The organism is Streptomyces sp. NPDC043176 (assembly GCF_056436715.1).
Genome location: NZ_JBWKCA010000012.1, coordinates 215,204 through 238,955 on the forward strand (window position 1 = coordinate 215,204; position 23,752 = coordinate 238,955).

A 23,752-nucleotide genomic window follows, 5' to 3' on the forward strand; every position below is an offset into this window, starting at 1 on the left:
GGCATGTCCAAGGTCAGGGGGCGTACGCCGCCTCACCGGTGTGCCCCGGAATAGACGAAGCCCCTGGCGCAATAGCGCAAGGGGCTCTTGCACAAAGATGCTACCCGAGGAAGGACCGAGGTGTCGGATCACGACCAGCTGCTGGTCATCGTCGACCCGGTCGCCCGCCGATGTGACGGCGAGTCCGTGCGGATCGCGAAGGATGTCCTGTCCGCGGGCGCGGAGGCGAAGATCTGCCTGCCGGACGGCCCCGAGGAATTCTGCCGGGCCCTGGCCCGGCGCGGCTCCCGGCGCCTCGTGGTGCTCGGGGACGACCGCGCGCTGCTGCGTACGGTGGCGCTCCTGCACCGGGAGCGGGAGCTCGCCGGGGCGGCCCTGGCGCTCGTCCCGATCGGCCCGCCGGACGCCCGGGAAGTGGCCCACGCGCTCGGCGTGCCGCACTCCACGCCGGCGGCGGCCAGGGCGGTCCTGGACGGGGCCGTGCGCCGCCTGGACCTGCTGGTCGACGACAGCGACGGGGTGGTCCTGGGCGACCTCCTCGTACCGGCCGTGCCGGCCCTGTCGTCGGCGGCCCCGTCCGTCTGGGGCACCTGCCGTTCCCTCGTCCGCACGCTGGTCCGACCGGCGCCCACGGCGCTCGCGGTCCGCACCCACCGGCTGCGGGTCGAGGTGGACGGCGTCCTCCTCGCCGACGTGGACGACCCCGTCGAGGGCCTCACGGTCCGCTCGGCCGCCGGTACGGCCCAGGTGACCGTCCACCCGTCCGCGGCGCCGCCCCGGCGGGCCACCGCCCACGTCCTCACCGTCTCCGGCCCGGACTTCCGCTACCGCGCCGACGGCCGCCTCACCGGCCCCGTCCGCCGCCGCACCTGGACGGTCCGCCCTGGCGCCTGGGGGCTGACCCTGCCCCGCGACCCGGCCCGGGAGCTCCTGCCGCCGGCCTGAGCCGCTGCCCCGCACGACGGCCGGTTCAGGCACCCCGTGCGACGGTCGGCTCAGGCGCCCCGTATGACGGCCGCCCCAGCCGCCCCCTACGACGGCCGGCTCAGGCGCCCCGTACGACGCGGTGGCGGAGGAGGACCGAGCGGCCGTCGAAGATCCGGGTCTCCACGGTCTCCAGCTCCGTCCGGTGCTCGGCGGGGCGGAAGGCCGGGGTGCCGCCGCCGAGGACGACGGGGTGGACGACGACGCGGTACTCGTCGACGGCGCCGTGCGCGCCGAGGTGGGCGGCGAGCTCGGCGCCGCCGAAGAGCACCAGGTTCTTGCCGGTCGCGGCGAGCGCGGTCAGCTCCGCGACCACGTCGCCGGAGACGACCGTGGTGTTGAAGCCCGGGTCCTTTCCGGCGAGCGTCCGGGAGACGACGACCTTGGGGGCCTCCCGCCAGACCGGTGCGAAGGCCAGGTCGTGCGGGTCCTGCGAGTACTGCCCGGCGTTCGGCCAGAAGCCGGACATCAGGTCCCAGACCCGGCGGCCGTAGAGGAAGACCGTGTCGCCGGCGATCAGCTCGTCGGTGTACGCGGAGAGCTCGGGGCCCATGGCCGGCCAGTCGAACTCGCCGTTCGGCCCGGCGATGAAGCCGTCGAGGGACTGGTGGACGAAGTGGATGATCCGGCCGCTCACGGGGTCCTGCCTTCCGGTGCCGCGGACCGCCCCTGCGGCCCGCTCTCGCCCAGGGGTCGGAGCTCCCGGACACCGCTCGACATCCGCCGGGGGCATTTTCCGGTCGTCTTGTTCCGGCCACCGCCTCGGCGGGGCTTGGCGCGGGCGCCGGGCGGGGCCTAGCGTCAGCGGACATTCAACGGGCGGGGGGAACGTGCGATGGCGTGCGCGCTGGACGTCGAGGAGACGGCGGGGGCACTGGAGCGGTACCGGCGGAGAGCCGGCGCGCTGATCGTCGCGGGAGCGGCGGTGCTCCCCGCGGCCGCCGGCGCCTGGGCGCTGCTCGGCGAGCCGTGGCGCGAGGACACGACCGTGCTGCTCTGCGTGGTCGGCATCCTCGCGCTCGGCGCCGGGACCGGCTCGCTCGCCCTCGCGCGACGGATGCGGCGGACGCTCGCCGCCGGCACCTGGTCGGCGCACCCCGCGGTGGCGCTCGCCCGCACCGGGCACGCGACGACCCTGGTCCTGCGCGCCCCGGACGGCACCGAGACGTGGCCGCTGACGGTGATCGCGACCCGGCACCGGTACGAGTCGGTGCGGCCCGGCCCGGACGGCGTGCTCTGGTGGTGCGGCGACCCGCGCGTGGGCGGGATCCTCGCACCGCCCGGCGGCGGGCCGCTGATCTGGGCGAAGCCGCTCCGCGGCGAGCGCGTGCGCCGCCGGGTCGTGGCGGACGCGGCGGCGGAGGGCCTGGCGTACCGGCCGGTCCCGAGGCAGCCGCAGGACCGGCCCTCCGAGCCCCTCACCGGCCCGGACGCCGTCACCGTGAACGGCCCCGCCACCGGCCCGGACGCCCTCGCCACGAACAGCCCCGTCGCCGGCCCGGACCGCCTCCTCACCGGCCCGGATGCCCTCACCACGAACAGCCCCGTCGCCGGCCCGGACCGCCTCCTCACCGGCCCGGACGCCCTCACCACGAACGGCTCCGTCGCCGTGGACGGCCCCGTCGCCCCGTCCGGTCCGCGTCCCTTCGTGTGGGAGGACCCGCATCCGGTTCTCAGCTGCGGGCCGCCGGAGGCCGAGATCGGCCACGACCACGACGCGGAGACCGGGCACGGTCCGGGCGCCTTCGCGCCGGAGGGCGGCGGCGAGGCGACGGCCGGGTACCGGCCGACGTACGCCGTGCTGGCCGCCCACGCCCAGCGGCAGGCGATGCCGCAGGACAGGGCGCCGCGCCCGGAGGCGGACGTGCGGCGGGTGCGGTGGTGGCGGGTGCGGAGCCTGCGGCGGCTGGCGGGGGTGCAGCGGGTGCTGGTCGCGCTGGCGTTCTGCGCGGCCGTGGGCGCGGTCGCGCTGACCGGGCCGCCGGAGGAGGACGTCCCGAAGCTGTGGTTCGCGGCCGCGCTGCCGCTGGCCGGACTGGTGTACGCGGGCCACCACGTGCTGGCCCACGGGCGGCGCGTGGCCCGGCTGATGGCCCGGGCCGCGACGAGCCACACGCCCGTCCCGCGCCGGTACGTGCTGCTGTACGACCCGCACGGCGGCGCCCCCGTGCTGGTGTTCTTCCCGATGCACGGCGGCCCGGACGACCGGCCGGAGGGGGTGCTGCCGCTCGTGCTGCCGGGTTCGCCGAAGCACCCGCGGCGCGGGCTGCCGGAGCGGCCGACGGGTCCCGCGGGGCTGCACGGCTGGCGGGACCGCACCCCGTCGGGCGCGCCGTTCGTCGTGCCGTGGATCGACGGGCGCCCGCTGTGGCCGGCGGGGCCGTACCGGGAGGCCGACGGGAAGGAGTTCCCGGCGCTGCTCGACCGGCTCGCGCCGCCGGTGGAGGCTCAGGTCCCCTGAGAGGTGCCGCGCGCGGCCCTGTGGTCGCGCCAGCGGTCCATGATCCCGGCCATCTCGCCGTGGAGGAAGCGGAAGAACTCGGCGGTCTCGGCGGTGCGCCGGCCGGCGGCGGTGTCGGGGCCGAGGGTCTCGGCGCCTTCGCCCAGGACCTTCTCCCAGCGGACGAGGACCTGGTCCCGGCGGGTGAAGGTCTCGTACCAGAGCTCGTTGTGGAGGACGTAGCGGTCGCGGCGGGTGCCGGGGTCGCGCTCGCGGCTGACCATGCCGACCTGGGTGAGGTAGCCGATCGCGCCGGAGACGGCGGCCGGGCTGATCCGCAGCTGTTCGGCGAGTTCGGCCGAGGTCATGGACGCCGTCTCGGAGGCGAGGAGGGCCGCGAAGACGCGGCTCGCCATGCGCTGCATGCCGGCGGCGGTCATCTCGGCGGCGAAGCGTTCCACGAAGCGGGAGACCGCCTCCTCGCGGCCCCCGTCGGCCCTGGTCATCTCGCTCTCACCCATCCCCTGACTTTATACGGTTCCTTAACTTCACAATTTTGTGAAATCACCGTACGTTCTGAAGCATGACGAAGGCAATCAGCGTCGCCGGACTCCACAAGTCCTTCGGGCGCACCCACGCGCTGGACGGCCTCGACCTCGCCGTCGAGACCGGCGAGGTCCACGGCTTCCTCGGTCCCAACGGCGCCGGGAAGTCCACCGCCATCCGGGTCCTCCTGGGCCTGCTGCGGCCCGACTCCGGCGGCGCCCGGGTGCTCGGCCGCGACCCCTGGCAGGACGCCGTCGCCCTGCACCGCCGCATCGCGTACGTCCCCGGGGACGTGACCCTCTGGCGCAACCTCTCCGGCGGCGAGGTCATCGACCTGTACGGCAGGCTGCGCGGGGGCGGCGGCCTCGACCGGGCCCGGCGCGCGGAGCTGATCGAGCGCTTCGAGCTCGACCCCACCAAGAAGGGCCGCACCTACTCCAAGGGCAACCGGCAGAAGGTCGCGCTCGTCGCCGCCTTCGCCGCCGACGTCGACCTGCTCGTCCTCGACGAGCCGACCAGCGGCCTCGACCCGCTGATGGAGGAGGTCTTCCGGAGCTGCGTCGAGGAGGCCCGCGACCGGGGCCGGACCGTCCTGCTGTCGAGCCACATCCTCAGCGAGGTCGAGGCGCTCTGCGACCGGGTCAGCATCGTCCGCAAGGGCCGGACCGTCGAGTCGGGTTCGCTGACCGAGCTGCGTCACCTGACCCGTACCAGCGTCACCGCCGAACTCGCCGGCCCGCCGAACGGACTCGCCCGCCTGCCCGGCGTCCACGGCTTCGCCCTCCAGGAGACCGAGGGGGGCCAGGGGGGCCGCGTGCGGTTCCAGGTCGACACCGACAAGCTCGACGCCGTCCTGCGCTCCCTTACCGAGTCGGGCGTACGGAGCCTGACCTCGACCCCGCCGACCCTGGAGGAGCTGTTCCTCCGCCACTACACCGACGAGGTGGCGTCATGAGCCTCGCCGGCACCGGAGCCCTCACCCGGCTCGCCCTGCGCCGCGACCGCCTGACGATCCCGGTCTGGGCGCTCGTCGTCGGCGGGATGGCCGCGAGCGGCGCGGGCTCCCTGGAGGGGCTGTACGGCACGGCCCCCGAGCGGGCCGAACTCGCCGCCTCCATGACCGCCGACAGCTCGATGCGCGCGCTGTACGGACCGGTCTTCGGCGACTCCCTCGGCGGGCTCGTCGCCTGGCGCTTCGGCACCTTCGGCGCGGTCCTCGCCGCCGTCGCGAGCCTGATCGTGGTGGTCAGGCACACCCGCGAGGAGGAGGAGACGGGCCGTCAGGAGATGCTGTCCGCCGGGGCGGTCGGCCGCCGCGCCCCGCTCACCGCGGCCCTCCTCGCCGCCCTCGGCCTGAACGCGGCCGTCGCCCTCATCGTCACCGCCGGCCTCGCCGGACAGGGCGCGGCCGGAGCGCTCGCGCTCGGTCTGGCGATCGGCGGCACCGGCATGGTCTTCGCGACCGCCGCCGCGCTCGCCGCCCAGTTCACGGAGAGCGCCCGGCTCGCCAAGGGCCTGGCGGCCGCCGTCCTCGGCCTGGCCTTCGTCCTGCGGGCGGCCGGCGACGCGGGGACCTCCGACGGCTCCTCGGTCCTCACCTGGCTCTCCCCCGTCGGCTGGGCCGAGCAGGTCCGCGCCTTCGCCGGCGAACGCTGGTGGGTGCTGCTCCTGACCGGTGCGGCCGTCCTGCTCCAGGCGTCGGCGGCGTACGCGCTGGCCGCCCGCAGGGACGTCGGGGCGGGCTTCCTGGCGACCCGGCCGGGCCCGGCCGAGGGGCGCCTCGCGACGGCCGGGGCGCTCGCCTGGCGGCTCCAGCGCGGGACGCTCCTCGGCTGGTCGGCCGGGTTCCTGCTCGGCGGGCTCGTGTTCGGCGGGATGGTGGAGGGCGCGGCCGACATCGTCGGCGACAACGAGCGGGTCCGCGAGGTCTTCGAGCGGATGGGCGGGCAGAGCGCTCTGACGGACGCCTTCCTCGCCACCATGGTGTCCCTCTTCGGGATGGTCGCCGCCCTGTACGCGGTCGGCTCGGTGCTGCGGCCGCACGGCGAGGAGACCTCGGGCCGGGCGGAGCCGCTCCTCGCGGGCGCCCTGGGCCGGCTCCGCTGGGCCGCCGGGCACCTGGTGATCGCGTTCGGCGGCTCGGCCCTGATCCTGGCCCTGGCCGGGCTCGGCCTCGCCCTCTCGTACGGGCACGACGCCGGCCCGATCCTGGGCGCCGCGCTCGTCCAGCTCCCGGCCGTGTGGGTGCTCGCCGGGGTCGCCGTCCTGCTGTGGGGCGCCCTCCCCCGGGCCGCCGGCGCCGCCTGGGGGGTGGCCGGTCTCTGTCTGGCCCTCGGCTGGGTCGGCCCGGCGCTCGGGCTGCCGCAGGCGGCCCTGGACCTCTCCCCGTTCGGACATCTGCCCAGGCTGCCGGGCCCGGCCATGGCCTGGCCGCCGGTGCTGGTCCTGACCGCCCTGGCGACGGCCCTGACGGCGGCCGGCCTGGCGGGGCTGCGCCGCCGGGACGTGACCGGGTGACGGCGGCCGGCCCGGCGGGGCCGGGACGCCGGGACGTGACCGGGTGCGGCCCGGCGGCTCACACCTCGACGAGCAGTTCCTCGAAGCCCCGGATGACGTACCCCGGTGTCCGCACCGGCTCGGCCGCGAGCCGCATTCCCGGCGCCTGCCTCAGCAACTCACCGAAGACGGCGGTGAGTTCGAGGCGGGCGAGCGGGGCGCCGAGGCAGTAGTGGATGCCGGCGCCGAAGGTGACGTGGGGGTTGTCGGCCCGGGTGAGGTCGAGCGCGTCGGCGGTGGGGCCGAAGCGGGCCGGGTCGCGGTTGGCGGAGCCGAAGAGCAGGGCGACCTCGGAGCCGCGCGGGATGACCTGGCCGCCGAGCTCGATGTCGTCGAGGACCCAGCGCTCGAACATCTGGAGCGGGGTGTCGTACCGCAGAAGTTCTTCCACAGCTGTGGACAACTTTTCGGGATCCGGACGCACGTCCTCCTTGAGGAGGGTCCACCAGCCGGTGACCGTGGTGTTCACCGTGGCCTCGTGGCCCGCGTTCAGGAGCAGGACGCAGGTGGAGATCATCTCCTGTTCCGTCAGCCCCTCCACCGCGATCAGGGACGAGATCAGGTCCTCCCCCGGCGCCTTCCGCCGCCGCGCGATCAGCTCCCGCAGGTAGTCGGAGAACTCGATCGAGGCCCGGACCGCCCGCCGGGCCGTCTCCTCCGACGGGTTCAGTTCGAACATCCCGCAGATCGCCGCCGACCAGGGCCGCAGCCGCCCCCGTTCCTCGTCATCCGCCGGGATCCCCAGCATCTCGGCGATCACCGCCACCGGCAGGGGCTCGGCGACCGTGGCGAGCAGGTCGCCGCCGCCCGCCGCCACCAGGTCCCCGACGAGCCCGGCGGCCAGCCCGCGTACCGTCGGCGCCAGGTTCTCGACCGTCCTCGGCGTGAAGGCCTTCGACACCAGCCGCCGGATCCGCGCGTGATCGGCCGCCTCCAGGTCGAGCAGCCCGTGGTCGTTGAGCGTGTGGAACGGCTCGTGCGCGGCGTCCGGCGCCTCCCGCCCGAACTCCTCGTGGGTGAAGCGGTGCGTGTACGTCCGGCCGAGCCGCCGGTCGCGGAGCAGCGCCGACACGTCCTCGTAGTGCGGGACCAGCCACTGGCGGGTGGGGGCGTGCCAGTGCGCGCGGCCGGTCGCGCGCAGCTCGGCGTAGGCGGGATACGGGTCGGCGACGAACTCCGGCGACCAGGGGTCGTACACAGCGTCTGCAGCGTCCATGGGCGGACGCTACCCCCGTCGACCGGGGTCAGCCGCCGACCCGCACCAAGCCCGCCTCGTACGCGAAGACCGCCGCCTGCGTGCGGTCGCGCAGGCCCAGCTTCACCAGGATGCGGCTGACGTGCGTCTTGATCGTGGACTCGGCGACGACGAGGTGCTCGGCGATCTCGGCGTTCGACAGGCCCTGGGCGATGAGGACGAGGACCTCCGTCTCCCGCTCGGTCAGCTCCCCGATCTGCGCCATCGCCGGCGGGCGCGGGGAGGTCCCCGGCGCCTTGGCGAACTCGGTGATCAGCCGCTTGGTGACGGTCGGCGCGAGCAGCGCCTCACCGGCCGCGACCACCCGCACCCCGTCCGCGAGCTGCCGGGCCGAGGCGTCCTTGAGCAGGAAGCCGGAGGCACCGGCGCGCAGCGCCTGGTACACGTACTCGTCCAGGTCGAAGGTGGTCAGGACGAGCACCTTCGCGTCCGCGTCGGCGGCGACGATCTCCCGCGTGGCGTCGATGCCGTTCAGTTCGGGCATCCGGATGTCCATGAGGACCACGTCCGGGTGGAGGGCGGCGACCTGGGCGATCGCCTCCCGGCCGTTGACGGCTTCGCCGACGACCTCGATGTCCGGCATCGCGCCGAGCAGCACCGAGAAGCCCTCGCGGACCATCATCTGGTCGTCGACGATCAGTACGCGGATCACTGCGGGGCCTCCTCGCGGCTCACGGGGACGAAGGCCGTCACCTCGTAGCCGCCGTCGTCGGTGGCCTCGGCCGTCATCTCCCCGCCCAGCATCGTCACACGCTCCCGCATGCCCGTGATGCCGTGCCCGGCGCCCGGGGAGGGCTTCGCCAGGCCGCGCGCCGGCCCGTTGGCGATCCGGAGTCCCAGGCCGCCGAGGACATAGCTGACCTCGACCTTCGCCGCCGCGCCCGGCGCGTGCCGCAGCACGTTCGACAGGGCCTCCTGGACGATGCGGTAGGCGGAGAGCTCGACGCCCTGGGGCAGCTCGCGCACGGCGCCGGTCACCGTCTTCTCGACGTCGAGGCCGGCCTCGGCGACGTTGCGGATCAGCGCGTCCAGGTCGCCGAGGGTCGGCTGCGGGGCGTCGGGCGCCTCGTAGTCCTCGGCCCGTACGACGCCGAGGATGCGGCGCAGCTCGGTGAGTGCGGCGACGGCGTTCTCCCGGATGGTGAGGAAGGCCTGCTCCAGCTCCGGCGGCGGGTTCTCGACGCGGTACGGGGCGGCCTCCGCCTGGATGGCGACCACCGACATGTGGTGGGCGACGACGTCGTGGAGCTCGCGGGCGATGGTGGTCCGCTCCTCCAGGACGGTCCGCTTGGAGATCTCCCGGGCCGTGACGGTCTGCTGGGCGGTGACCTCGCGGTCGGCCTGGCGGCGGACCTGGAAGACGGTGACGGTGAGCAGGACCAGCGCCGCCACGAACAGCATCGGCACGGCGTCGGTACCGCCGCCCCTGCCGAGGAACACCTCGGCGAACAGCGCGTAGCACGCCGTCCCGGTCCACATCCACACGGCGGTGCGGGGCCGGGTGCGGGCCGCGACCACGCCGAGCACCACGAGGTGCGCGGCGAACGAGTTCGCCGCCCAGGGCCAGCCCGTCCCGAACCCGGCGACCGCCCCGATGAACGGCGTCGTGCCGAGCGACGCCCAGAAGGACAGGACCGGCCTGACCAGGGTGAGCAGCACGATCGCGGTCGGCGTGAGGGTGGCGACGAGCCCGATCGGGCCGATGCCGCCGTGGAAGCGTTCGAGACCGATGAAGAACACGATCATCGCCATGAAGGCGACGACCGCGTGCGGCAGCAGCCCGGCGTACACCCGTATCCGCGCCGGCAGGAAGCGGGTCGGGCCGCTCTCCACGTCCATGCGCGGCAGCGGCCGGTACGCGAACGCGTCGTGGAAGAGTTCCTGGCGCAGCCCCCCGAGGGCCACCTGCACCAGGCGGAACTCGGGGCTGCGGCTCGTCTCGGAAGCCTGTGTCTGGGTCACGCGAACCACGGTACGGGTGCCCGCGAACCCGGTCGTCCGGCTCTGTACGGATCCTTCCGGGTCCCCCCTGAGTACTAGGAAGGTCCCCGGCAGGGGCCCTAGAAGGCCAGCTGGGCGATCTCCTCGGCGACGACCGCGCAGGCGTCTGCGGCCGGGTCGATCAGGGGGAAGTGGCCGACGTCCTCCAGGAGGGTGAGGCCGACCTCCTCGCCGGCCCTGGCGGCCGCCTCGGCGTAGGCGTCGGCGACGGCGTGGGGGACGACGACGTCCTCGCGGCCCTGGACGAGGGTGGTCGCGATGCCCGTCGGGAGGAGCAGGGCGGGGTCCGCGTGGGCCGCGCGCGCCGCGTACTCGGCCTCGCCGCCGAGGAGTTCGGTGACCGCGCCGCCGCACACGCCGAGCTCGACCGCCCGCGCGAAGTGGGCGATGGGGGCGAGGGAGACGACGCCGCGCAGGGCGGGCGGCTCGGGGAGGCGCCAGGGGGAGCCGGCGGGCAGGACGTGGCGGGCGGCGGCCCAGAGGGCGAGGTGGCCGCCGGCGGAGTGGCCGGTGAGGACGATCCGGCCGGTGTCGGCCTGCGGCAGGTGCTGGGCAGCCAGTTCCGCGACGGCGTCGAGGGCGGCGGCCACGTCGTCGAAGGTCTCCGGCCAGCGGCCGGCGACCGGGGCCGTACCGCCCTGGCGGGGGACGTCGCTGCCGCGCCGGTACTCGACGTTGGCCACGGCGAAGCCCCGGCGGGCCAGGAAGTCCACGAAGGGGGTCAGGTGCTGCCGGTCGTACGGTGCCCGCCAGGCGCCGCCGTGCAGGGCGACGACGAGCGGGGCCCGGGTGCGTCCGTCGCGCGGGGCGTGGAAGTCGACCACCTGGTCCGGGTGGTCGCCGTACGCGGCGGAGGCGTCCGGGGGGACGGCCGGGTGCGAGAAGGCCGACGCCTCTTCGGCGGCATCGCGCGCGGCGGGGTCCGGCATGCTGTTCCAACCTCTCGGGTACGGGGCCGAATTGGCCTGACCTGCGGGGACGGTATCAGCACCGGAGCCCCCGCAGATCAGGCGATCATCGGACCTGCGCCCCTCAGACGTCGAGGTCGGTCAGGACCTCCGCGAGGACCCGTGCGGCCCGCTCCGCGTCCGCGAAGCCGACGTACAGCGGCGTGAAGCCGAACCGCAGCACGTCCGGGCGGCGCAGGTCGCCGATCACACCGCGCCGGATCAGCTCGGCCATCACGGCCGGGGCCCCGGCGCAGCGCAGCGCGACCTGGCTGCCGCGCTCGGCGTGCTCCGAGGGCGTCGCCGACTCGACCCTGCCCTCGGGGGCGTACGCGCGGACGCACTCCAGGAAGAAGTCCGTCAGCGCGAGGGACTTGGCCCGCACGTCCTCGACGGCGACCCCGTCCCACACGTCGAGCGCCGCTTCGAGCGCCAGCATGGAGAGGATGTCGGGGGTCCCGACCCGGCCCCGCACGGCGCCCGCGGCCGCCTCGTACCCGGGGGTCATCGCGAACGGGTCGGCGTGCGAGTTCCAGCCGGGCAGCGGCGAGTCGAAGGCGGCCTGGTGGCGCTCGGCGACGTACAGGTACGCGGGCGCACCGGGGCCGCCGTTCAGGTACTTGTAGGTGCAGCCGACGGCCAGGTCGACGCCGTGGGCGTCGAGCCCGACGGGCAGCGCGCCCGCGCTGTGGCACAGGTCCCAGACGGCGAGCGCGCCCGCCGCGTGGAGGGCGGCGGTGATGCCGGGCAGGTCCTGGAGCCGGCCGGTCCGGTAGTCGACGTGGTTGACGAGCGCGGCGGCCGTGCGGCCGCTCACCGCGGCCGCCATGTCGGCCGGGTCGCACGGCACGATGGCGTGGCCCGTCATCCGCGCCGCGGACTGCGCGATGTACCCGTCCGTGGGAAAGGTCGTCGCGTCGACGAGGATCTCGTCCCGGTCGTCGCCGGCGAGCCGGGCGGCCGCGACGACCGCCTTGAAGACGTTCACGCTCGTCGAGTCGCCGACGACCACCTGTCCCGGTGCGGCGCCGACGATCGGCGCGATGCGGTCGCCGATCCGCTCGGGCGCGGTCCACCAGCCGGACTCGTCCCACGAGCGGATGCGCAGCTCGCCCCACTCGCGGGTGATGACGTCGGCCATCCGGGCCGGGACGTGCGCGGGCAGCGCGCCGAGCGAGTTGCCGTCGAGGTAGACGGTGGCGTCGTCGAGGGCGAACCTCTCGCGGTGCTTGGCGAGGCCGTCGGCGGCGTCGAGCTCGACCGCCCTGTCCCTGAGGCGGTCAGACATGGCTGCGGGCCGTCCAGAGCTCGGGGAACACGTTCTTCTGGGCCCGCTTCTCCAGCCAGGCCACGCCGGCCGAGCCGCCGGTGCCGGTCTTCGCGCCCATCGCGCGCCGGGTCGCGACCAGGTGGTCGTTGCGCCAGCGCCAGACGAGTTCGGCGACGTCGCTGAGGGCCTCGCCGAGGCGGACGAGCTCGCCGTTCTGGTCGGCGTCCGCGTAGATCCCGGCCCAGACCGCCTCGACCTCGGGGGACGGCTCGTACCGCTGCGACAGGTCGCGGCCGAGGACGGCGGCCGGCACGGGCAGGCCGCGGCGGGACAGGAACGCGAGGACCTCGTCGTACAGGCTGGGCTCGTGGAGCGCCTTCTCCAGCTCGGCGTGGACACGGGGCGCGCCCCGGTGCGGCACGAGCATGGAGGCGGCCTTGTCGCCGAGCAGGAACTCCATCCGCCGGTACATCGCCGACTGGAAGCCGGAGCCCTCGCCGAGCGCGGAGCGGTAGGCGTTGAACTGGCCCGGGGTGAGCTGGGCGAGCGGCCGCCAGGAGTGGTTGAGGGCCTCCAGCTCGCGCACGGAGCGCTTGAGCGCGTCCATCGCGACGGGGACGCGGTCCTCGCGCAGGGCGCGGCTCGCGGTCTCCCACTCGTGGACGATCACCGTGAACCACAGCTCCATGACCTGGGTGGTGACCAGGAAGACCATCTCGCCGGGGTCGTCCGAGCGGAGGTGCTGGAGGTGGGTGAGGACGTCCGCCTGGACGTAGTCCTCGTACGGCGTGGTACCCGCGAAGTCGAGGTTCGGCGCATCGGCGACCGAACCGGCTCCGGCATCGGGGAAGGTGGACATTTCTGTCTCCTCGATACGTATTACCGGGTAGCGGTCTGCTCGTCCGTGCGGCACGTCGTCCGGCACGGGAGCCCCGGTCCCCTCGGGAGGCGTGCTGCGTCGCGCGCCGTCCCAAGCGCATCATGACACGATCGGCCCAGTGATGTAGCTCCCGTCTTCGTCATACGGAAACGCGTTCGAGCGACAGCCGTGGAGGCCCTTGATCTGCTGCATCATCGCGGGGGCGAGCCTGCCCGGACCCGGGCAGCCCATGTGGGTGCGGATGCCGATCTCGTGTCCGACCTCGTGGTTGATGATCAGGTGCCGGTACTCCTCCGGCTTCCCCGTGAACGTCGGCGAGCCCGTCATCCACCGCTTGAGGTTCACCACGACGCCGTCGGCGGTCTCGCAGTTCAGCTCGCCGTGGGTGCGCAGCCCCTGGCGGAGGCAGAGCGCGTCCGCCGTGTCCGGGGTGGCGATCCGGATGACGAAGTCGGCGTTCTCCGACACGAGCTGGAAGCGGCCCCGGCCGTGCGCGGCCCAGCCGCGCGGATGGGCGAGGATGCGCTGGATCTCGGCGGCGGCGTCCTGCGCCGAGATCTCTATGCCGTTCTCGACCTGGACCCGGTAGCGGCGCAGGGTGCCGGTGTCGCCGGTCGGCGCCCCGGACGAGCGGGCCGTCGTGAAGGTCCCCGTGCCCGACCGCGGCACGGCGACCGCCCTCGGGGCCGTCGTCTCCGGCGCTCTCTTCTCCGGGGTGACGGCCGTCGGCCTCGGCGCGGGGGCCTTCGGCCTCGGCGTCGGCGCCGCGGGCCGGGGGCTCACGGTCGCCGTCGCCGTCGCGGTCGTCCGCTCCACCACGGGGGCCGCCACCACGTCGTTCTCCGTGGAGCCGTCGAAGTGCGCGACGGCCGCTCCCGCCCCCAGCGCGACCGTCGTCAGCACCAGCGCCGGCAACCCGAGACGCGTGCCCGACCTGCGCTTCTTCCTCGATCTTCGCCGTCCCGCCCGCGCGCCACGCTTCCCCACGACAGACTCCCCCTCGGTCCTCCGGTCCGGGGATCGTACCGGCCGAGTCGAACGCCCTTTCCCCCACGCGGAGGGAAAGGGCGTGCGAACGGAGCGGGGAACGTCAGCCGAGCGTCTCGGCCGCCGTCTCCGAGGAGTCCCGCAGGAACGTCGTGCAGCGCTCGTACTCGTCCTTCTCGCCGATGTCGCCGGCCGCGCGGGCCAGGGCGTGCAGCGCCCGCAGGAAGCCGCGGTTCGGCTCGTGCTCCCACGGCACCGGACCGTGGCCCTTCCAGCCGCTGCGGCGCAGCGCGTCCAGGCCGCGGTGGTAGCCGGTGCGGGCGTAGGCGTACGACTCGACGACCGAGCCCCGCTCGTAGGCGTCGTCGGCGAGCCGGGCCCAGGCGAGCGAGGAGGTCGGGTACTTCGCGGCGACGTCCGCCGGGGCCGTACCGCTCGCGAGCAGCTCGCGCGGACCCGGGTCGTCGGGCAGGTGGGTGGGGGCCGGTCCCCCCAGGAGGTTCTCGTGGATGGCCATGGGCCCAGTCTGCCTCAGGGCACCGGCCCCGGGCGCTCCCGCTCCCCCGGGTCCAGCGGCGGTGACGTCACCCCGCAGTGCACCCGGCACTCCGGATGGCAGCCGGCCCGCGCGGCCGGCCCGCGCATCGTCGTCCACGCGAGGCCCGCACCGGCCACCAGGAGACCCGCGCACATCGGCATGGCGCGCCGGAAGGTCTCGTCGAACTCCGCCGCCGAGAGGTACGCCTCCGGGCCCATCCCGGCCAGCAGCGGCAGCGCGGCCACCGCGAGCAGCCCGGCCGCCCGGGCCGCCGCGTTGTTGATCCCGCTGGCCAGGCCGGCCCTGGCCACGTCCACCGAGGACAGGACGGTCGCGGTCAGCGGGGCGACCAGGGCCGTCATGCCGAGCCCGAGGACCACCATGGCCGGCAACACGTCCCGGACGTACGGGGCGTCCTCCCCGACCCGCAGCATCAGGAGCATGCCCGCGGCGCACAGCAGCGGCCCCACCGTGAGCGGGATCCGGGGTCCGATCCGCTCCCCCAGCTCGCCGGACTTCGCCGAGAGCAGCAGCATCAGCACGGTCGTCGGCAGCAGGGCCGTACCGGCGGCGAGCGCCGAGTAGCCGGAGACCACCTGGAGCTGGAGCGCCGCCAGGAAGAAGAACCCGCCGAAGGCCGCGTACACGCACAGGGTGACCAGGTTGACGGCGGTGAACAGCCGCGAGCGGAAGATCGACGGCGGCGTCATCGCCGACTCGCCGCGCCGCCGCTCCACCAGCACGAACGCCACCCCGCCCAGCGCCCCGGCCACCCCGGCCCACCAGGCCGCGCCGATCAGCGCGTACGTGACGAGCCCGAGCGCCGCCGCCCCGAGGAACGCGCCGAGCACGTCGAACCGGCCGTGCGCGGACTCGTCCCGCGACTCCGGCACGTGCCGGAGGGCGACCGGCACGCAGAGGGCCGCGAGCGGCACGTTCAGCAGGAACACCCAGCGCCAGCCCGGCCCGTCCACCAGCCAGCCGCCGACGAACGGTCCGATCGCCGCCCCGACCCCGCCGAACCCGGACCACAGACCGACCGCCCTGGCCCGGTCGTCCTCGTGGAAACTCGCCTGGATCAGCGCCAGCGAACCGGGCGTGAGCAGCGCCCCGCCCACTCCCTGGAAGGCGCGGGCCGCGATCAGCACCCCCACGTTCGGGGCGAGCCCGCACAGCAGCGACGCGACCGCGAACCACACCACGCCGATCACGAACACCCGCCGCCGGCCGTAGCGGTCGCCGAGCGCCCCGCCCAGCAGGATCAGCCCGGCCAGGGTCAGCATGTAGGCGTTGACCGTCCACTGGAGCGCACCGAGATCGGCGCCCAGGTCCTCGCCGATGTGCGGCAGCGCGACGTTCACCACGGTGGAGTCGAGCAGCGCCATCCCGGACCCGAGCACGGTCGTGAACACGATCCAGCGGCCCGTTCCGGAACTCATCCGGATGTCCATGCCTGCATGGTCCCGCGAACGGCGAAGCCCCGCCCACCGGAATCCGAGGAACCGGTGGACGGGGCCCGTGGTGGCCGACGCGTCAGCGGGTGACGTTGAAGTACTTCCACCCGCCGTAGACCGTGGTGTTCACGTTGTCGCCGGACTCGGTGTCCACGTACGCCGTGCGGAGCCGGGCACGGACGCCCTCCGCGCCGTTGGCGTCGAGGTTGACGTACGCCATGCCGCCGCTGGTCAGCGAGACGTAGTCCGTGGCGCCGCTGCGCCAGGCGCCCGCGTACCAGACCTGGAGCTCGACCTTGGCCTTGCGGCCCGGGTACGGGTTGTTCCACGCGGTGACCAGCACGTCGGTGGACTGGTGGTACGTCTGGTACCAGATGGTGCCGATCTTCGACCACTTGTAGTGCCGGGACAGCGAGGTCGTCAGGCCGGCCTTCGTGTACACCGTGGACCCGGCCTTGGCCCAGCCGGACCGGGTGTCACCGGCGAAGATCGCGGTCACCCAGGTGTCGCGGGTCATCTTGGCCGTCACCGACAGCTTGCCCGCCGAGTCGACCGTGCCCCGCTTGAGCAGCCGCCGCGGCTCCGCCCCGTACGGGTCGGCCCAGATCTCCACCACGCGGTTGCGGTACGTCCAGCCCAGGGAGGCCGTGTACGTCACGCTGGTGCCGTAGTTGACGGTGAGCCTGTTCCGGTCGAGCGTCAGCGCGGTCTTGAACGGGGTCACGTTGACGACCGCCGTGCCGCTCGCACCGGTGCGCGTGGCGTCGCCCGCGTACGTCACCCGGTACGTGACGTTGCCCGCCGCCAGCGGGGTGTCGGCGAACGCGAACGCGCCGTTCGCCCCGAGCGGCCTGGTCCCGAGCGCCTTGCCCTTCGGGAACTCGGCGTCGTAACGCGTCACGGTGAGCGGCGTGCCGGCCGGCGGCACCAGGGTCCCCGTGACCGTGCCCGAGACGGTGATCGGCTTGAGGACCGCCACGGTGGCCGGGACCTTCACCGTGACCGTCGGCACGGACTTGGTGGGCTCGTCCAGGACGTTCAGGCGGACGCCGTTGCCACTACTGGCGGTGGTCACCGCGAACAGGCGGCTGCCGCCCGGCTCCCAGGCGAGGGAGCCGGCAGCGAGGCCGTCGCCGCTGCTGTAGGTCCCGGTGTTGGGGAAGTCGTACTGCCGCACGGCGGTCGTCTCACCCGGCCGGTAGACGAACACGTCCGGGTCGTACGGGGCGTCGGAGCCCGCCGCCACGGTGCCGTCGGCGGCGACGGCCACGGCCGCGCCGTGGTACTCGCTGGCGTAGGCCCCCACCTGGGTGAGGTCGGAGACCTGCCAGACCCGGTGCCGGTTGCCCGCGGTGGCCGTGATCAGACGGCTGCCGTCCTGGGTGTAGGCGAGGTCGCTGACCATGCCTCCACTGCCCGTCTCCGCCTCGGGCGAGCGCGCGGTGCGGACCGCGGCGCCCGTGCTCACGTCGTACGCGCCGATGCGGAACGAGTGGTAGTACGAGGACACGGCGGCGAGGGCGTTCGGGTCCGTGGGCGAGGCGACGAGCCGCGGGGCGCCGGAGTAGTCGATCTCCGCGTCCTGGCCCAGGGTCACCACGGGCTGCTCGCCGGAGGTGTCGATCGAGCCGATGTCACCGTCGTAGTCGGTGCCGTAGCCGAACCAGATCCTGCCGCCCGCGGCTGCCACGAACTTCGGGTCGGTGCCCTCGCCGGTGGCGTACCGGGCCTTCTCCGTCACCGCCTCGGCGTCCAGGGCGACGACCGCGTCGGCGCCGGGCACCGCGGCGTACAGGCTTCCCGAGTCGGCGGAGAGCGCCAGCCCGGTGACACCGGGCAGGTCGGAGACGGCGCCCAGGACCGTGCCCGCGTAGTCGGTCGCGACGACCTTCCCGAGGTACGGGTCGCTGATGAAGATCTTCCGGTGGACGCCGTCCACCACCATGTCGCCCACGGACGACATCGGCAGGAGCTTGCTGCTGTCGGCGGCCGCCTGGCCCGCCGCGCCCGCGACCAGCGCCGCGGAACCGACAAGGACCGCGAACGAGGTCGCGGCCGAGAGAGTGCGCTTGCGCACGATGATAGAGACCCCCCAAGAACATGGTCTCCGGCCCCTCGATCATGGGGGCACGGTGCAGGGAAGACTAGACCACGTCCATGACAACGCGCGCACGCGAAAAAGCCCGGCACCCTGAAGTGCCGGGCTTCCGCTTCGTGCTGACCGCGGCTTCGTGCCTGCCGCGGCCTCGTGCTCACCGCGGCTTCGTGCCCACCGCGGTGTCGTACTCACCGCGGCTTCGTGCCTGTCGCGGTTTCCTGCCTACTTCAGCTTCGTGCCGGTCGAGCGCAGCGCCGCGCACGCCTCGGTCACGCGGACGGCCATGCCGGCCTCGGCGAGCTTGCCCCAGGTGCGCGGGTCGTAGGTGGACTTCTTGCCGACCTCGCCGTCGACCTTCAGGACACCGTCGTAGTTGCGGAACACGTGGTCCACGACCGGGCGGGTGAAGGCGTACTGGGTGTCGGTGTCGAGGTTCATCTTCACGACGCCGTTCTCGAGCGCCGTGGCGATCTCCTCGGCCGTCGAGCCCGAACCGCCGTGGAAGACGAAGTCGAACGGGGAGGACTTGCCGAACTTCTCGGCGACGCCCGCCTGGAGGTCCTTGAGGAGCTCGGGACGGAGCACGACGTTGCCCGGCTTGTAGACGCCGTGCACGTTGCCGAAGGACGCGGCGAGCAGGTAGCGGCCCTTCTCGCCCAGGCCCAGGGCCTCGGCGGTGCGGATCGCGTCGTCGACCGTGGTGTACAGCTCGTCGTTGATCTCGTGGGTGACGCCGTCCTCCTCGCCACCGGTCGGGGTGATCTCGACCTCGAGGATGATCTTGGCGGCGACGGCCTTCGCGAGCAGCTCCTGGCCGATGGCCAGGTTGTCCGCGAGGGTCTCGGCGGAGCCGTCCCACATGTGCGACTGGAACAGCGGGTTCTCGCCACGGGCGACGCGCTCGGCGGAGATGTCGAGCAGCGGACGGACGTAGCCGTCCAGCTTGTCCTTCGGGCAGTGGTCGGTGTGCAGAGCGACCGTGATGTCGTACTTCGCGGCGACGATGTGCGCGAACTCGGCCAGGGCAACGGCGCCCGTGACCATGTCCTTGTTGTACTGACCGCCCAGGAACTCGGCTCCGCCGGTCGAGATCTGGATGATGCCGTCGCTCTCGGCCTCCGCGAAGCCGCGCAGCGCAGCGTGCAGGGTCTGGGACGAGGTCACGTTGATGGCCGGGTAGGCGAACTTGCCTGCCTTCGCCCGGTCGAGCATCTCGTTGTAGACCTCGGGGGTTGCGATGGGCATTCGTCCGCTCCTTGTGATGTGCGGGGTGTGTGCGTTTCTGTCCCTGACCTGGGGGCGACGTCATCGTCGCCCCCATCCTTTCAGACTCTCGTCCGGGCTCCCACGGGCGCGGCACGACGAAGGGCGGGGTGTTTCACGTGAAACACCCCGCCCTTCGACGAATCCCCAGGTCAGGACCCTCATCGCCGGGGTCCGGGCCTTAAGTCACGACTTCGCGGCGGTTACGCCAGGCCGAGATCCGCCAGCTGGTAGCCGGTGAGGTACGGCAGGCCGGCCCCGGCGATCGCGTCGGCGGCGCCGCGGTCCACGATCGTGGCCACGGCGACGACCTCGCCGCCCGCTTCGCGGACGGCCTCGACCGCGGTCAGCGGCGAGCCGCCGGTGGTCGAGGTGTCCTCGACCACGAGGCAGCGACGGCCCTTGATGTCCGCGCCCTCGATACGGCGCTGCATGCCGTGCGCCTTCTGCGCCTTGCGCACGACGAAGGCGTCGAGGCGCCGCCCGCGAGCGGCGGAGGCGTGCAGCATCGAGGTCGCGACCGGGTCGGCGCCGAGCGTCAGGCCGCCGACGCAGTCGAAGTCCAGGTCGGCCGTGAGGTCGAGCATGACCTGCCCGACCAGCGGCGCGGCCTCGCCGTCCAGCGTGATCCGGCGCAGGTCGATGTAGTAGTCGGCTTCCAGACCCGACGAGAGGGTCACCTTGCCGTGCACCACGGCCTTGTCCTTGATCTGCTGGAGCAGCTCAGCACGTACGTCAGTCATGCTCAGCAGCTTAAGGGGCGTCTTTTACAGCCGCCGCCAGCTCCAGACGCTCTCGACCTCCAGGGGGTCGATCGGGGTGACGAGACGCGGGAGGGTGTTGAGACCGTTCGGCGGGCCGGACTGCGGCTCGACGCAGACGGCCTCGGCCGGCTCGTCGTAGATCACGACCCACTCGGCGCGGCTCGCGACCTTCACCTCCAGCTCACCCGGCCAGGTCAGGGTCACGTCGACGCCGCCGGGCATGCCGAAGCAGTCGTCCCAGGGACCCGGGAGGGGATCGATGCGACGGCCGGTGGGCAGGTGGTTCTCGCCGCGCTCCTCCTGCCAGGCGGGGGCGAAGCCGAGTTCCACGTCCTGGCCGCCCTGGCCGAGGTTGCGCAGGAACCAGGGGTGCCAGCCGGCCTGGGCGGGGAACGAGTCGGCGTAGGTCTCGACGCCGAAGCGGAGGGTGAGGGCGTCCTCGGCGAGTTCGAAGACCTGGGTGACCCGGCCCTTGTACGGCCACGGGTCACCGAGCTCGCAGGTGAACACCGCCTCGGTCGCGGAGGTCCGGGCGGTCTTCCAGGCCACGTCCCGAACGGTGCCGTGGATGGCGTGCGGGTCCGCGTTGACCGGCAGCCGATGCGTGGTGGCGCCGTTGCGGAAGCGGCCGTTCTCGGTCCGCCCGCACCAGGGCACCATCGGGAAGCTGCCGTACCGCTCGCCCTGTCGCAGCACCTCGGTGCCGCCGATGCGCAGGCTCTCGATCCGGCAGCCGTGCTCGGGGTTGATGGTCAACTCGGCGGCGCCCGCCGTCAGTCGCGTCTGCATCGTCACGCCCCGACCCTAGCCCCGATTGGACCGTTTCAACGACGGCCGCGACGACCGTCTCGCGCGACGGCATCGGGCCACGGCTTCGGGCGGCGAACGCGAGCCCCCGCTTCCGGCTGCGGCTTCGAGCGGGGAACGCGAGCGCCCGCTTCCGGCTGTGGCTTCGAGCGGGGAACGCGAGCGCCCGCTTCCGGCTGCGGCTTCGAGCGGGGAACGCGAGCCCCGGCTTCCGGCTGCGGCTTCAGCGCCTGCGGCGCAGGGCCCGTCCGAAGACGACGGCCGAGGCCAGGGCGAGGGCCGCGGCGGGTGCGATCCAGCGCAGGGTGGCGCCCGCGCTGTTCGCCTCGGGCGCGGGCACGGGGGCGTACCGGCCGCGCGGCGGGGCGTGGTCGACCTCCTCGGCGCTCCGTCCGATCATGGTCCGGCGGGCGTGGGCGGCCTCGGCGGCGGGCTGCGGTGAGGGGAACGCGATCGGCGTCTCGCCGAAGTCCTCGCCCAGCACCGGGTCGAGGGAGGACGGCGGGACCGGTGTGTCGAAGACGGTGCCGCGGCCGGGCTCCTCGACCCCGTCGTCGACGCCGTCGTCGTCCACGTCCCCGTCCCCGGGCTCCCCGGCCGCCGACGGCTCTCCGGCACCTGGCCGGCCTTCCGTTCCCGGCCGGCCTTCCGTTCCCGTCGGACCGTCCGGTCCCGTCGGGTTTCCCGGTCCCGAGGGGCCGTCCGTCGGTGCCGGGCTCCCCGCTCCGGACGGGCCGTCCGCTCCCGTGGGCTTCTCCGCGAGGGCGGCCAGCGCCTCGACGAACTTGTCGAGGAGCCTGGCGCCGGCCAGGGACCTCGCCCCGTCCGTCGCCTCGGCGAGCCGGCCGGCCGCCGTGAGCGCGCCGGTGAAGCTCAGGCTGGTGCCCTCGGCCACCGGGGTGAGGACGACGGTCAGCGACAGCTCGGCCGAGCCCGTGCCGCGGGCCTCGGTGCCCTGGCCCTCGTAGGTGATGGCACCGTCCCGCTCGACGACCTTGAGGGCGCCGCGGTACGTGATGGTGTTGCCGCCGACCCGGACCTTGAGCCGGCCCGTGAGGGGGCCCGCCGCCTCGTCGGCGTCACGCTGGAGCCCGGGCACGCAGCGCACCACCCGGGCCGGGTCCGTGAGCGTCGCGCGCAGGGCCTCGGCCGGGACGGGAACGAACACCTCATGCTCCATGGAAGCCGAGCCTACTCAGGCGGGGGCGCGACGTCGCCTGTTTGACGCGGGGGCGCGCGCCCCCGCCCGCCGCCGGGGCACCCGGCCGTCCGCGCGTCGCCCCGTCCTCAGGCGCCGTATCGCGGGTGCACGAGCGTGGACGGGGGCAGTGCGGCGGGCCTGGTGCGTTCGGCGCGGCGGGCCGCGACGGCCAGGGTGTCCGCGGCGAGCGAGCGCAGTCGGGGCGCGTCGGACGCGAGCCCCAGGACGGGCGGCCGGTCGCCGGGGACCGCGAGGAGGAAACCCCAGTCGCACGGTCCCCGGCCCGTGCGGCCGGTGCGGTCCGCGCGGTCGGGTCCGGCGGCGAAGCCGGGGGTGCGGCCGCTCGCGCTGTACGGGCGGGTCGCGAATCCGGCGGCGCGCAGGGTGGCGTCCACGGTCCAGTAGGTGCGGGGCCGGTCGGCGGCGGATCCGGCGTGCACGGCGAACCGTCCGGCGCCGGTGAGCACGCGGGCCACCAGGCCGTAGAACTCCTCGGAGTACAGCTTGGTGCTGGGGGTGATGCCGGGGTCGGGCAGGTCGGAGATCACCACGTCGTACCGTTCCTGCACACGATCGGCGGCCTCCCTCAGCCAGCCGAACGCGTCCGCGTAGACCACCCGGACGCGCGGGTCCCGGAACGCCTGCGCGTTGAGCGTGGCGAGTGCCGGGTCCGTACGGGCGAGGCGGACGACGCCCGGATCGATCTCGACGACGGTGACGGCGCGGACCCCCTGGTAGCGCAGGGCCTCGCGGGCGGCCAGGCCGTCCCCGCCGCCGACGATCAGCACGCGCGCGTGCGCGCCCTTCATCGCGGGGTGGACGAGCGCCTCGTGGTAGCGGTACTCGTCCTGGCCGGCCACTCTGAGGCGGCCGTCGAGGAAGAGGTCCGGCGGCCCCTCCCGGCCGCCCGTGACCACGACCTCCTGGAGGTCGGTGTGGACGGCGACCCGCACCCGCTCGCCGTACACGGCCCGGCGCGCCGCCTGTTCGAAGTCGTCGACGAGCACGGTCGCGGTGGCGAGGACGGCGAGGACGGCCACGTTCACCGCCATGAGCAGGGCCCGCGAGCGGCGGGTCAGGTCGCGGCGGAACACCCACAGGACGAGCCCGCCGCCCGCCACCGCGTTGACCGCGCCGGTGACGAGCGCGCCGGTGAGCTGGCCGAGCCAGGGCAGCAGCAGGAACGGGAAGGCGAGGCCGCCGACCAGCGCGCCGACGTAGTCGGCGGCGAAGAGGTCGGCGACCGTCCCGGCGGCGTCGTCCTGCTCCCCGGGCGCGGCCTGCCGACCGGCCCGCCGGGACCGGGGCGCCCGCTGTATCAGCGACATGAGGAGCGGGATCTCGGCGCCGATGAGCACGCCGATGGCGAGCGAGAACGCCACGAGCACGTACCGCGACTCGCCGAGCCAGGCGAAGGCCGCGTACAGCACCATCGCCGAGCAGCCGCCGACGAGCGCGAGCCCGGCCTCGACCAGGCCGAAGCCGACGGCGGCGCGGCAGCGCAGCCGCTTGGCGAGCAGTGAGCCGACGCCCATCGCGAAGACCATCACGGAGAGCACGACGGAGGCCTGGGTGACCGAGTCGCCGATCAAGTAGGAGGCGAGCGCGACCAGTTCCAGTTCGTAGACCAGGCCGCAGGCGGCGCAGACGAACACCACCGCGAGGACCGGGAACCGCACCGCCTCCCGTGGCCGGACGGGCCGCCGCGCGGGCGGCCGTCGCACCCTCTTGGGTGGCATGGTCACGGTCGGCTCGATCATG

General features: G+C 74.2%; 21 protein-coding genes. 4 read left to right on the top strand and 17 right to left on the bottom strand.

Annotated elements, in window-relative coordinates; genetic code table 11:
* Positions 1–120: 120 nt before the first annotated feature.
* Positions 121–945 carry a diacylglycerol kinase gene (locus tag AC067A_RS21520; protein ID WP_479244090.1) on the top strand — a complete coding sequence of 275 codons (825 nt, stop codon included), beginning with the start codon at positions 121–123 and terminating at the stop codon, positions 943–945.
* A 100-nt stretch (positions 946–1,045) separates the two neighbouring features.
* Here the strand turns inward: AC067A_RS21520 and AC067A_RS21525 are convergent, their stop codons facing one another.
* Positions 1,046–1,621: a dihydrofolate reductase family protein gene (locus tag AC067A_RS21525; RefSeq protein ID WP_479244091.1), complete on the bottom strand. Its 576-nt coding sequence runs from the start codon at positions 1,619–1,621 to the stop codon at positions 1,046–1,048.
* A gap of 198 nt (positions 1,622–1,819) precedes the next feature.
* Here AC067A_RS21525 and AC067A_RS21530 point away from each other — a divergent pair, with 198 nt between their 5' ends.
* Entirely contained in the window at positions 1,820–3,445 is a 1,626-nt protein-coding gene (locus AC067A_RS21530; RefSeq protein WP_479244092.1) for a hypothetical protein, read from the top strand.
* On the opposite strand, the gene AC067A_RS21535 is transcribed toward AC067A_RS21530, so the two are convergent.
* The gene (locus AC067A_RS21535) at positions 3,433–3,945 is read right to left on the bottom strand and encodes a GbsR/MarR family transcriptional regulator (protein WP_479244093.1); all 513 of its coding nucleotides are present in this window, start codon (positions 3,943–3,945) and stop codon (positions 3,433–3,435) included. The two genes, AC067A_RS21530 and AC067A_RS21535, sit on opposite strands and share 13 nt — an antisense overlap.
* Before the next feature lie 62 nt (positions 3,946–4,007).
* Between AC067A_RS21535 and AC067A_RS21540 the strand changes: the two genes are divergently transcribed.
* Positions 4,008–4,925 carry an ABC transporter ATP-binding protein gene (locus tag AC067A_RS21540; protein WP_479244094.1) on the top strand — a complete coding sequence of 306 codons (918 nt, stop codon included), beginning with the start codon at positions 4,008–4,010 and terminating at the stop codon, positions 4,923–4,925.
* On the top strand, positions 4,922–6,487 hold the full coding sequence (locus AC067A_RS21545) for an ABC transporter permease (RefSeq protein WP_479244095.1): 1,566 nt from the start codon (positions 4,922–4,924) through the stop codon (positions 6,485–6,487). Before AC067A_RS21540 ends, AC067A_RS21545 begins: the two co-directional genes overlap by 4 nt.
* A 58-nt stretch (positions 6,488–6,545) precedes the next feature.
* Here the strand turns inward: AC067A_RS21545 and AC067A_RS21550 are convergent, their stop codons facing one another.
* The 15 genes from AC067A_RS21550 to AC067A_RS21620 all read right to left on the bottom strand — a co-directional run bounded on the left by AC067A_RS21550 (position 6,546) and on the right by AC067A_RS21620 (position 23,751).
* Positions 6,546–7,742 (bottom strand): cytochrome P450, encoded by a 1,197-nt coding sequence (locus AC067A_RS21550; RefSeq protein ID WP_479244096.1) that lies wholly within the window; start codon positions 7,740–7,742, stop codon positions 6,546–6,548.
* Positions 7,743–7,770: 28 nt separating this feature from the next.
* On the bottom strand, positions 7,771–8,433 hold the full coding sequence (locus AC067A_RS21555; RefSeq protein WP_017240191.1) for a response regulator: 663 nt from the start codon (positions 8,431–8,433) through the stop codon (positions 7,771–7,773).
* Positions 8,430–9,752 carry a sensor histidine kinase gene (locus AC067A_RS21560; RefSeq protein WP_479244097.1) on the bottom strand — a complete coding sequence of 441 codons (1,323 nt, stop codon included), beginning with the start codon at positions 9,750–9,752 and terminating at the stop codon, positions 8,430–8,432. Before AC067A_RS21560 ends, AC067A_RS21555 begins: the two co-directional genes overlap by 4 nt.
* Positions 9,753–9,841: 89 nt before the next feature.
* Positions 9,842–10,711, bottom strand: a complete 870-nt coding sequence (locus tag AC067A_RS21565; RefSeq protein WP_479244098.1) for an alpha/beta hydrolase — start codon at positions 10,709–10,711, stop codon at positions 9,842–9,844.
* 103 nt (positions 10,712–10,814) lie between these two features.
* Positions 10,815–12,017 carry a kynureninase gene (gene kynU / locus AC067A_RS21570; protein WP_479244099.1) on the bottom strand — a complete coding sequence of 401 codons (1,203 nt, stop codon included), beginning with the start codon at positions 12,015–12,017 and terminating at the stop codon, positions 10,815–10,817.
* Positions 12,010–12,858 (bottom strand): tryptophan 2,3-dioxygenase, encoded by an 849-nt coding sequence (locus tag AC067A_RS21575; RefSeq protein ID WP_479244100.1) that lies wholly within the window; start codon positions 12,856–12,858, stop codon positions 12,010–12,012. The genes kynU and AC067A_RS21575 overlap by 8 nt, the downstream gene beginning before the upstream one ends.
* A gap of 120 nt (positions 12,859–12,978) precedes the next feature.
* A complete protein-coding gene (locus AC067A_RS21580; protein WP_479244101.1) occupies positions 12,979–13,782 on the bottom strand; it encodes a DUF3152 domain-containing protein in 804 nt (267 codons plus the stop codon).
* 187 nt (positions 13,783–13,969) lie between these two features.
* The gene (locus AC067A_RS21585; protein WP_479244102.1) at positions 13,970–14,383 is read right to left on the bottom strand and encodes a DUF3151 domain-containing protein; all 414 of its coding nucleotides are present in this window, start codon (positions 14,381–14,383) and stop codon (positions 13,970–13,972) included.
* A gap of 14 nt (positions 14,384–14,397) precedes the next feature.
* Entirely contained in the window at positions 14,398–15,855 is a 1,458-nt protein-coding gene (locus tag AC067A_RS21590; RefSeq protein WP_479244103.1) for an MFS transporter, read from the bottom strand.
* 82 nt (positions 15,856–15,937) lie between these two features.
* Positions 15,938–17,935: an Ig-like domain-containing protein gene (locus AC067A_RS21595; RefSeq protein ID WP_479244104.1), complete on the bottom strand. Its 1,998-nt coding sequence runs from the start codon at positions 17,933–17,935 to the stop codon at positions 15,938–15,940.
* Between the two features lie 243 nt (positions 17,936–18,178).
* The gene (gene fbaA / locus AC067A_RS21600; protein WP_479244105.1) at positions 18,179–19,201 is read right to left on the bottom strand and encodes a class II fructose-bisphosphate aldolase; all 1,023 of its coding nucleotides are present in this window, start codon (positions 19,199–19,201) and stop codon (positions 18,179–18,181) included.
* Positions 19,202–19,422: 221 nt separating this feature from the next.
* Positions 19,423–19,962, bottom strand: coding sequence for an orotate phosphoribosyltransferase (gene pyrE, locus AC067A_RS21605; protein WP_479244106.1), 540 nt, complete (start codon positions 19,960–19,962; stop codon positions 19,423–19,425).
* A 24-nt stretch (positions 19,963–19,986) separates the two neighbouring features.
* On the bottom strand, positions 19,987–20,772 hold the full coding sequence (locus tag AC067A_RS21610; RefSeq protein WP_479244144.1) for an aldose epimerase family protein: 786 nt from the start codon (positions 20,770–20,772) through the stop codon (positions 19,987–19,989).
* 241 nt (positions 20,773–21,013) lie between these two features.
* Entirely contained in the window at positions 21,014–21,970 is a 957-nt protein-coding gene (locus tag AC067A_RS21615) for an SRPBCC family protein (protein WP_479244107.1), read from the bottom strand.
* Positions 21,971–22,077: 107 nt separating this feature from the next.
* Complete coding sequence (locus tag AC067A_RS21620; protein WP_479244108.1) at positions 22,078–23,751, bottom strand: polyamine aminopropyltransferase; 1,674 nt, start codon at positions 23,749–23,751, stop codon at positions 22,078–22,080.
* Position 23,752 lies beyond the last annotated feature (1 nt).

What these genes read in the sequence shown, in the direction of transcription:
- pyrE (WP_479244106.1), bottom strand. Translation starts at nt 19,962, where the DNA reads ATGACTGACGTACGTGCTGAGCTGCTCCAGCAGATCAAGGACAAGGCC.
- AC067A_RS21620 (WP_479244108.1), bottom strand. Translation starts at nt 23,751, where the DNA reads ATGATCGAGCCGACCGTGACCATGCCACCCAAGAGGGTGCGACGGCCG.
- AC067A_RS21610 (WP_479244144.1), bottom strand. Translation starts at nt 20,772, where the DNA reads ATGCAGACGCGACTGACGGCGGGCGCCGCCGAGTTGACCATCAACCCC.
- kynU (WP_479244099.1), bottom strand. Translation starts at nt 12,017, where the DNA reads ATGTCTGACCGCCTCAGGGACAGGGCGGTCGAGCTCGACGCCGCCGAC.
- AC067A_RS21615 (WP_479244107.1), bottom strand. Translation starts at nt 21,970, where the DNA reads ATGGAGCATGAGGTGTTCGTTCCCGTCCCGGCCGAGGCCCTGCGCGCG.
- AC067A_RS21550 (WP_479244096.1), bottom strand. Translation starts at nt 7,742, where the DNA reads ATGGACGCTGCAGACGCTGTGTACGACCCCTGGTCGCCGGAGTTCGTC.
- fbaA (WP_479244105.1), bottom strand. Translation starts at nt 19,201, where the DNA reads ATGCCCATCGCAACCCCCGAGGTCTACAACGAGATGCTCGACCGGGCG.
- AC067A_RS21545 (WP_479244095.1), top strand. Translation starts at nt 4,922, where the DNA reads ATGAGCCTCGCCGGCACCGGAGCCCTCACCCGGCTCGCCCTGCGCCGC.
- AC067A_RS21530 (WP_479244092.1), top strand. Translation starts at nt 1,820, where the DNA reads ATGGCGTGCGCGCTGGACGTCGAGGAGACGGCGGGGGCACTGGAGCGG.
- AC067A_RS21585 (WP_479244102.1), bottom strand. Translation starts at nt 14,383, where the DNA reads ATGGCCATCCACGAGAACCTCCTGGGGGGACCGGCCCCCACCCACCTG.
- AC067A_RS21565 (WP_479244098.1), bottom strand. Translation starts at nt 10,711, where the DNA reads ATGCCGGACCCCGCCGCGCGCGATGCCGCCGAAGAGGCGTCGGCCTTC.
- AC067A_RS21535 (WP_479244093.1), bottom strand. Translation starts at nt 3,945, where the DNA reads ATGGGTGAGAGCGAGATGACCAGGGCCGACGGGGGCCGCGAGGAGGCG.
- AC067A_RS21575 (WP_479244100.1), bottom strand. Translation starts at nt 12,858, where the DNA reads ATGTCCACCTTCCCCGATGCCGGAGCCGGTTCGGTCGCCGATGCGCCG.
- AC067A_RS21540 (WP_479244094.1), top strand. Translation starts at nt 4,008, where the DNA reads ATGACGAAGGCAATCAGCGTCGCCGGACTCCACAAGTCCTTCGGGCGC.
- AC067A_RS21590 (WP_479244103.1), bottom strand. Translation starts at nt 15,855, where the DNA reads ATGGACATCCGGATGAGTTCCGGAACGGGCCGCTGGATCGTGTTCACG.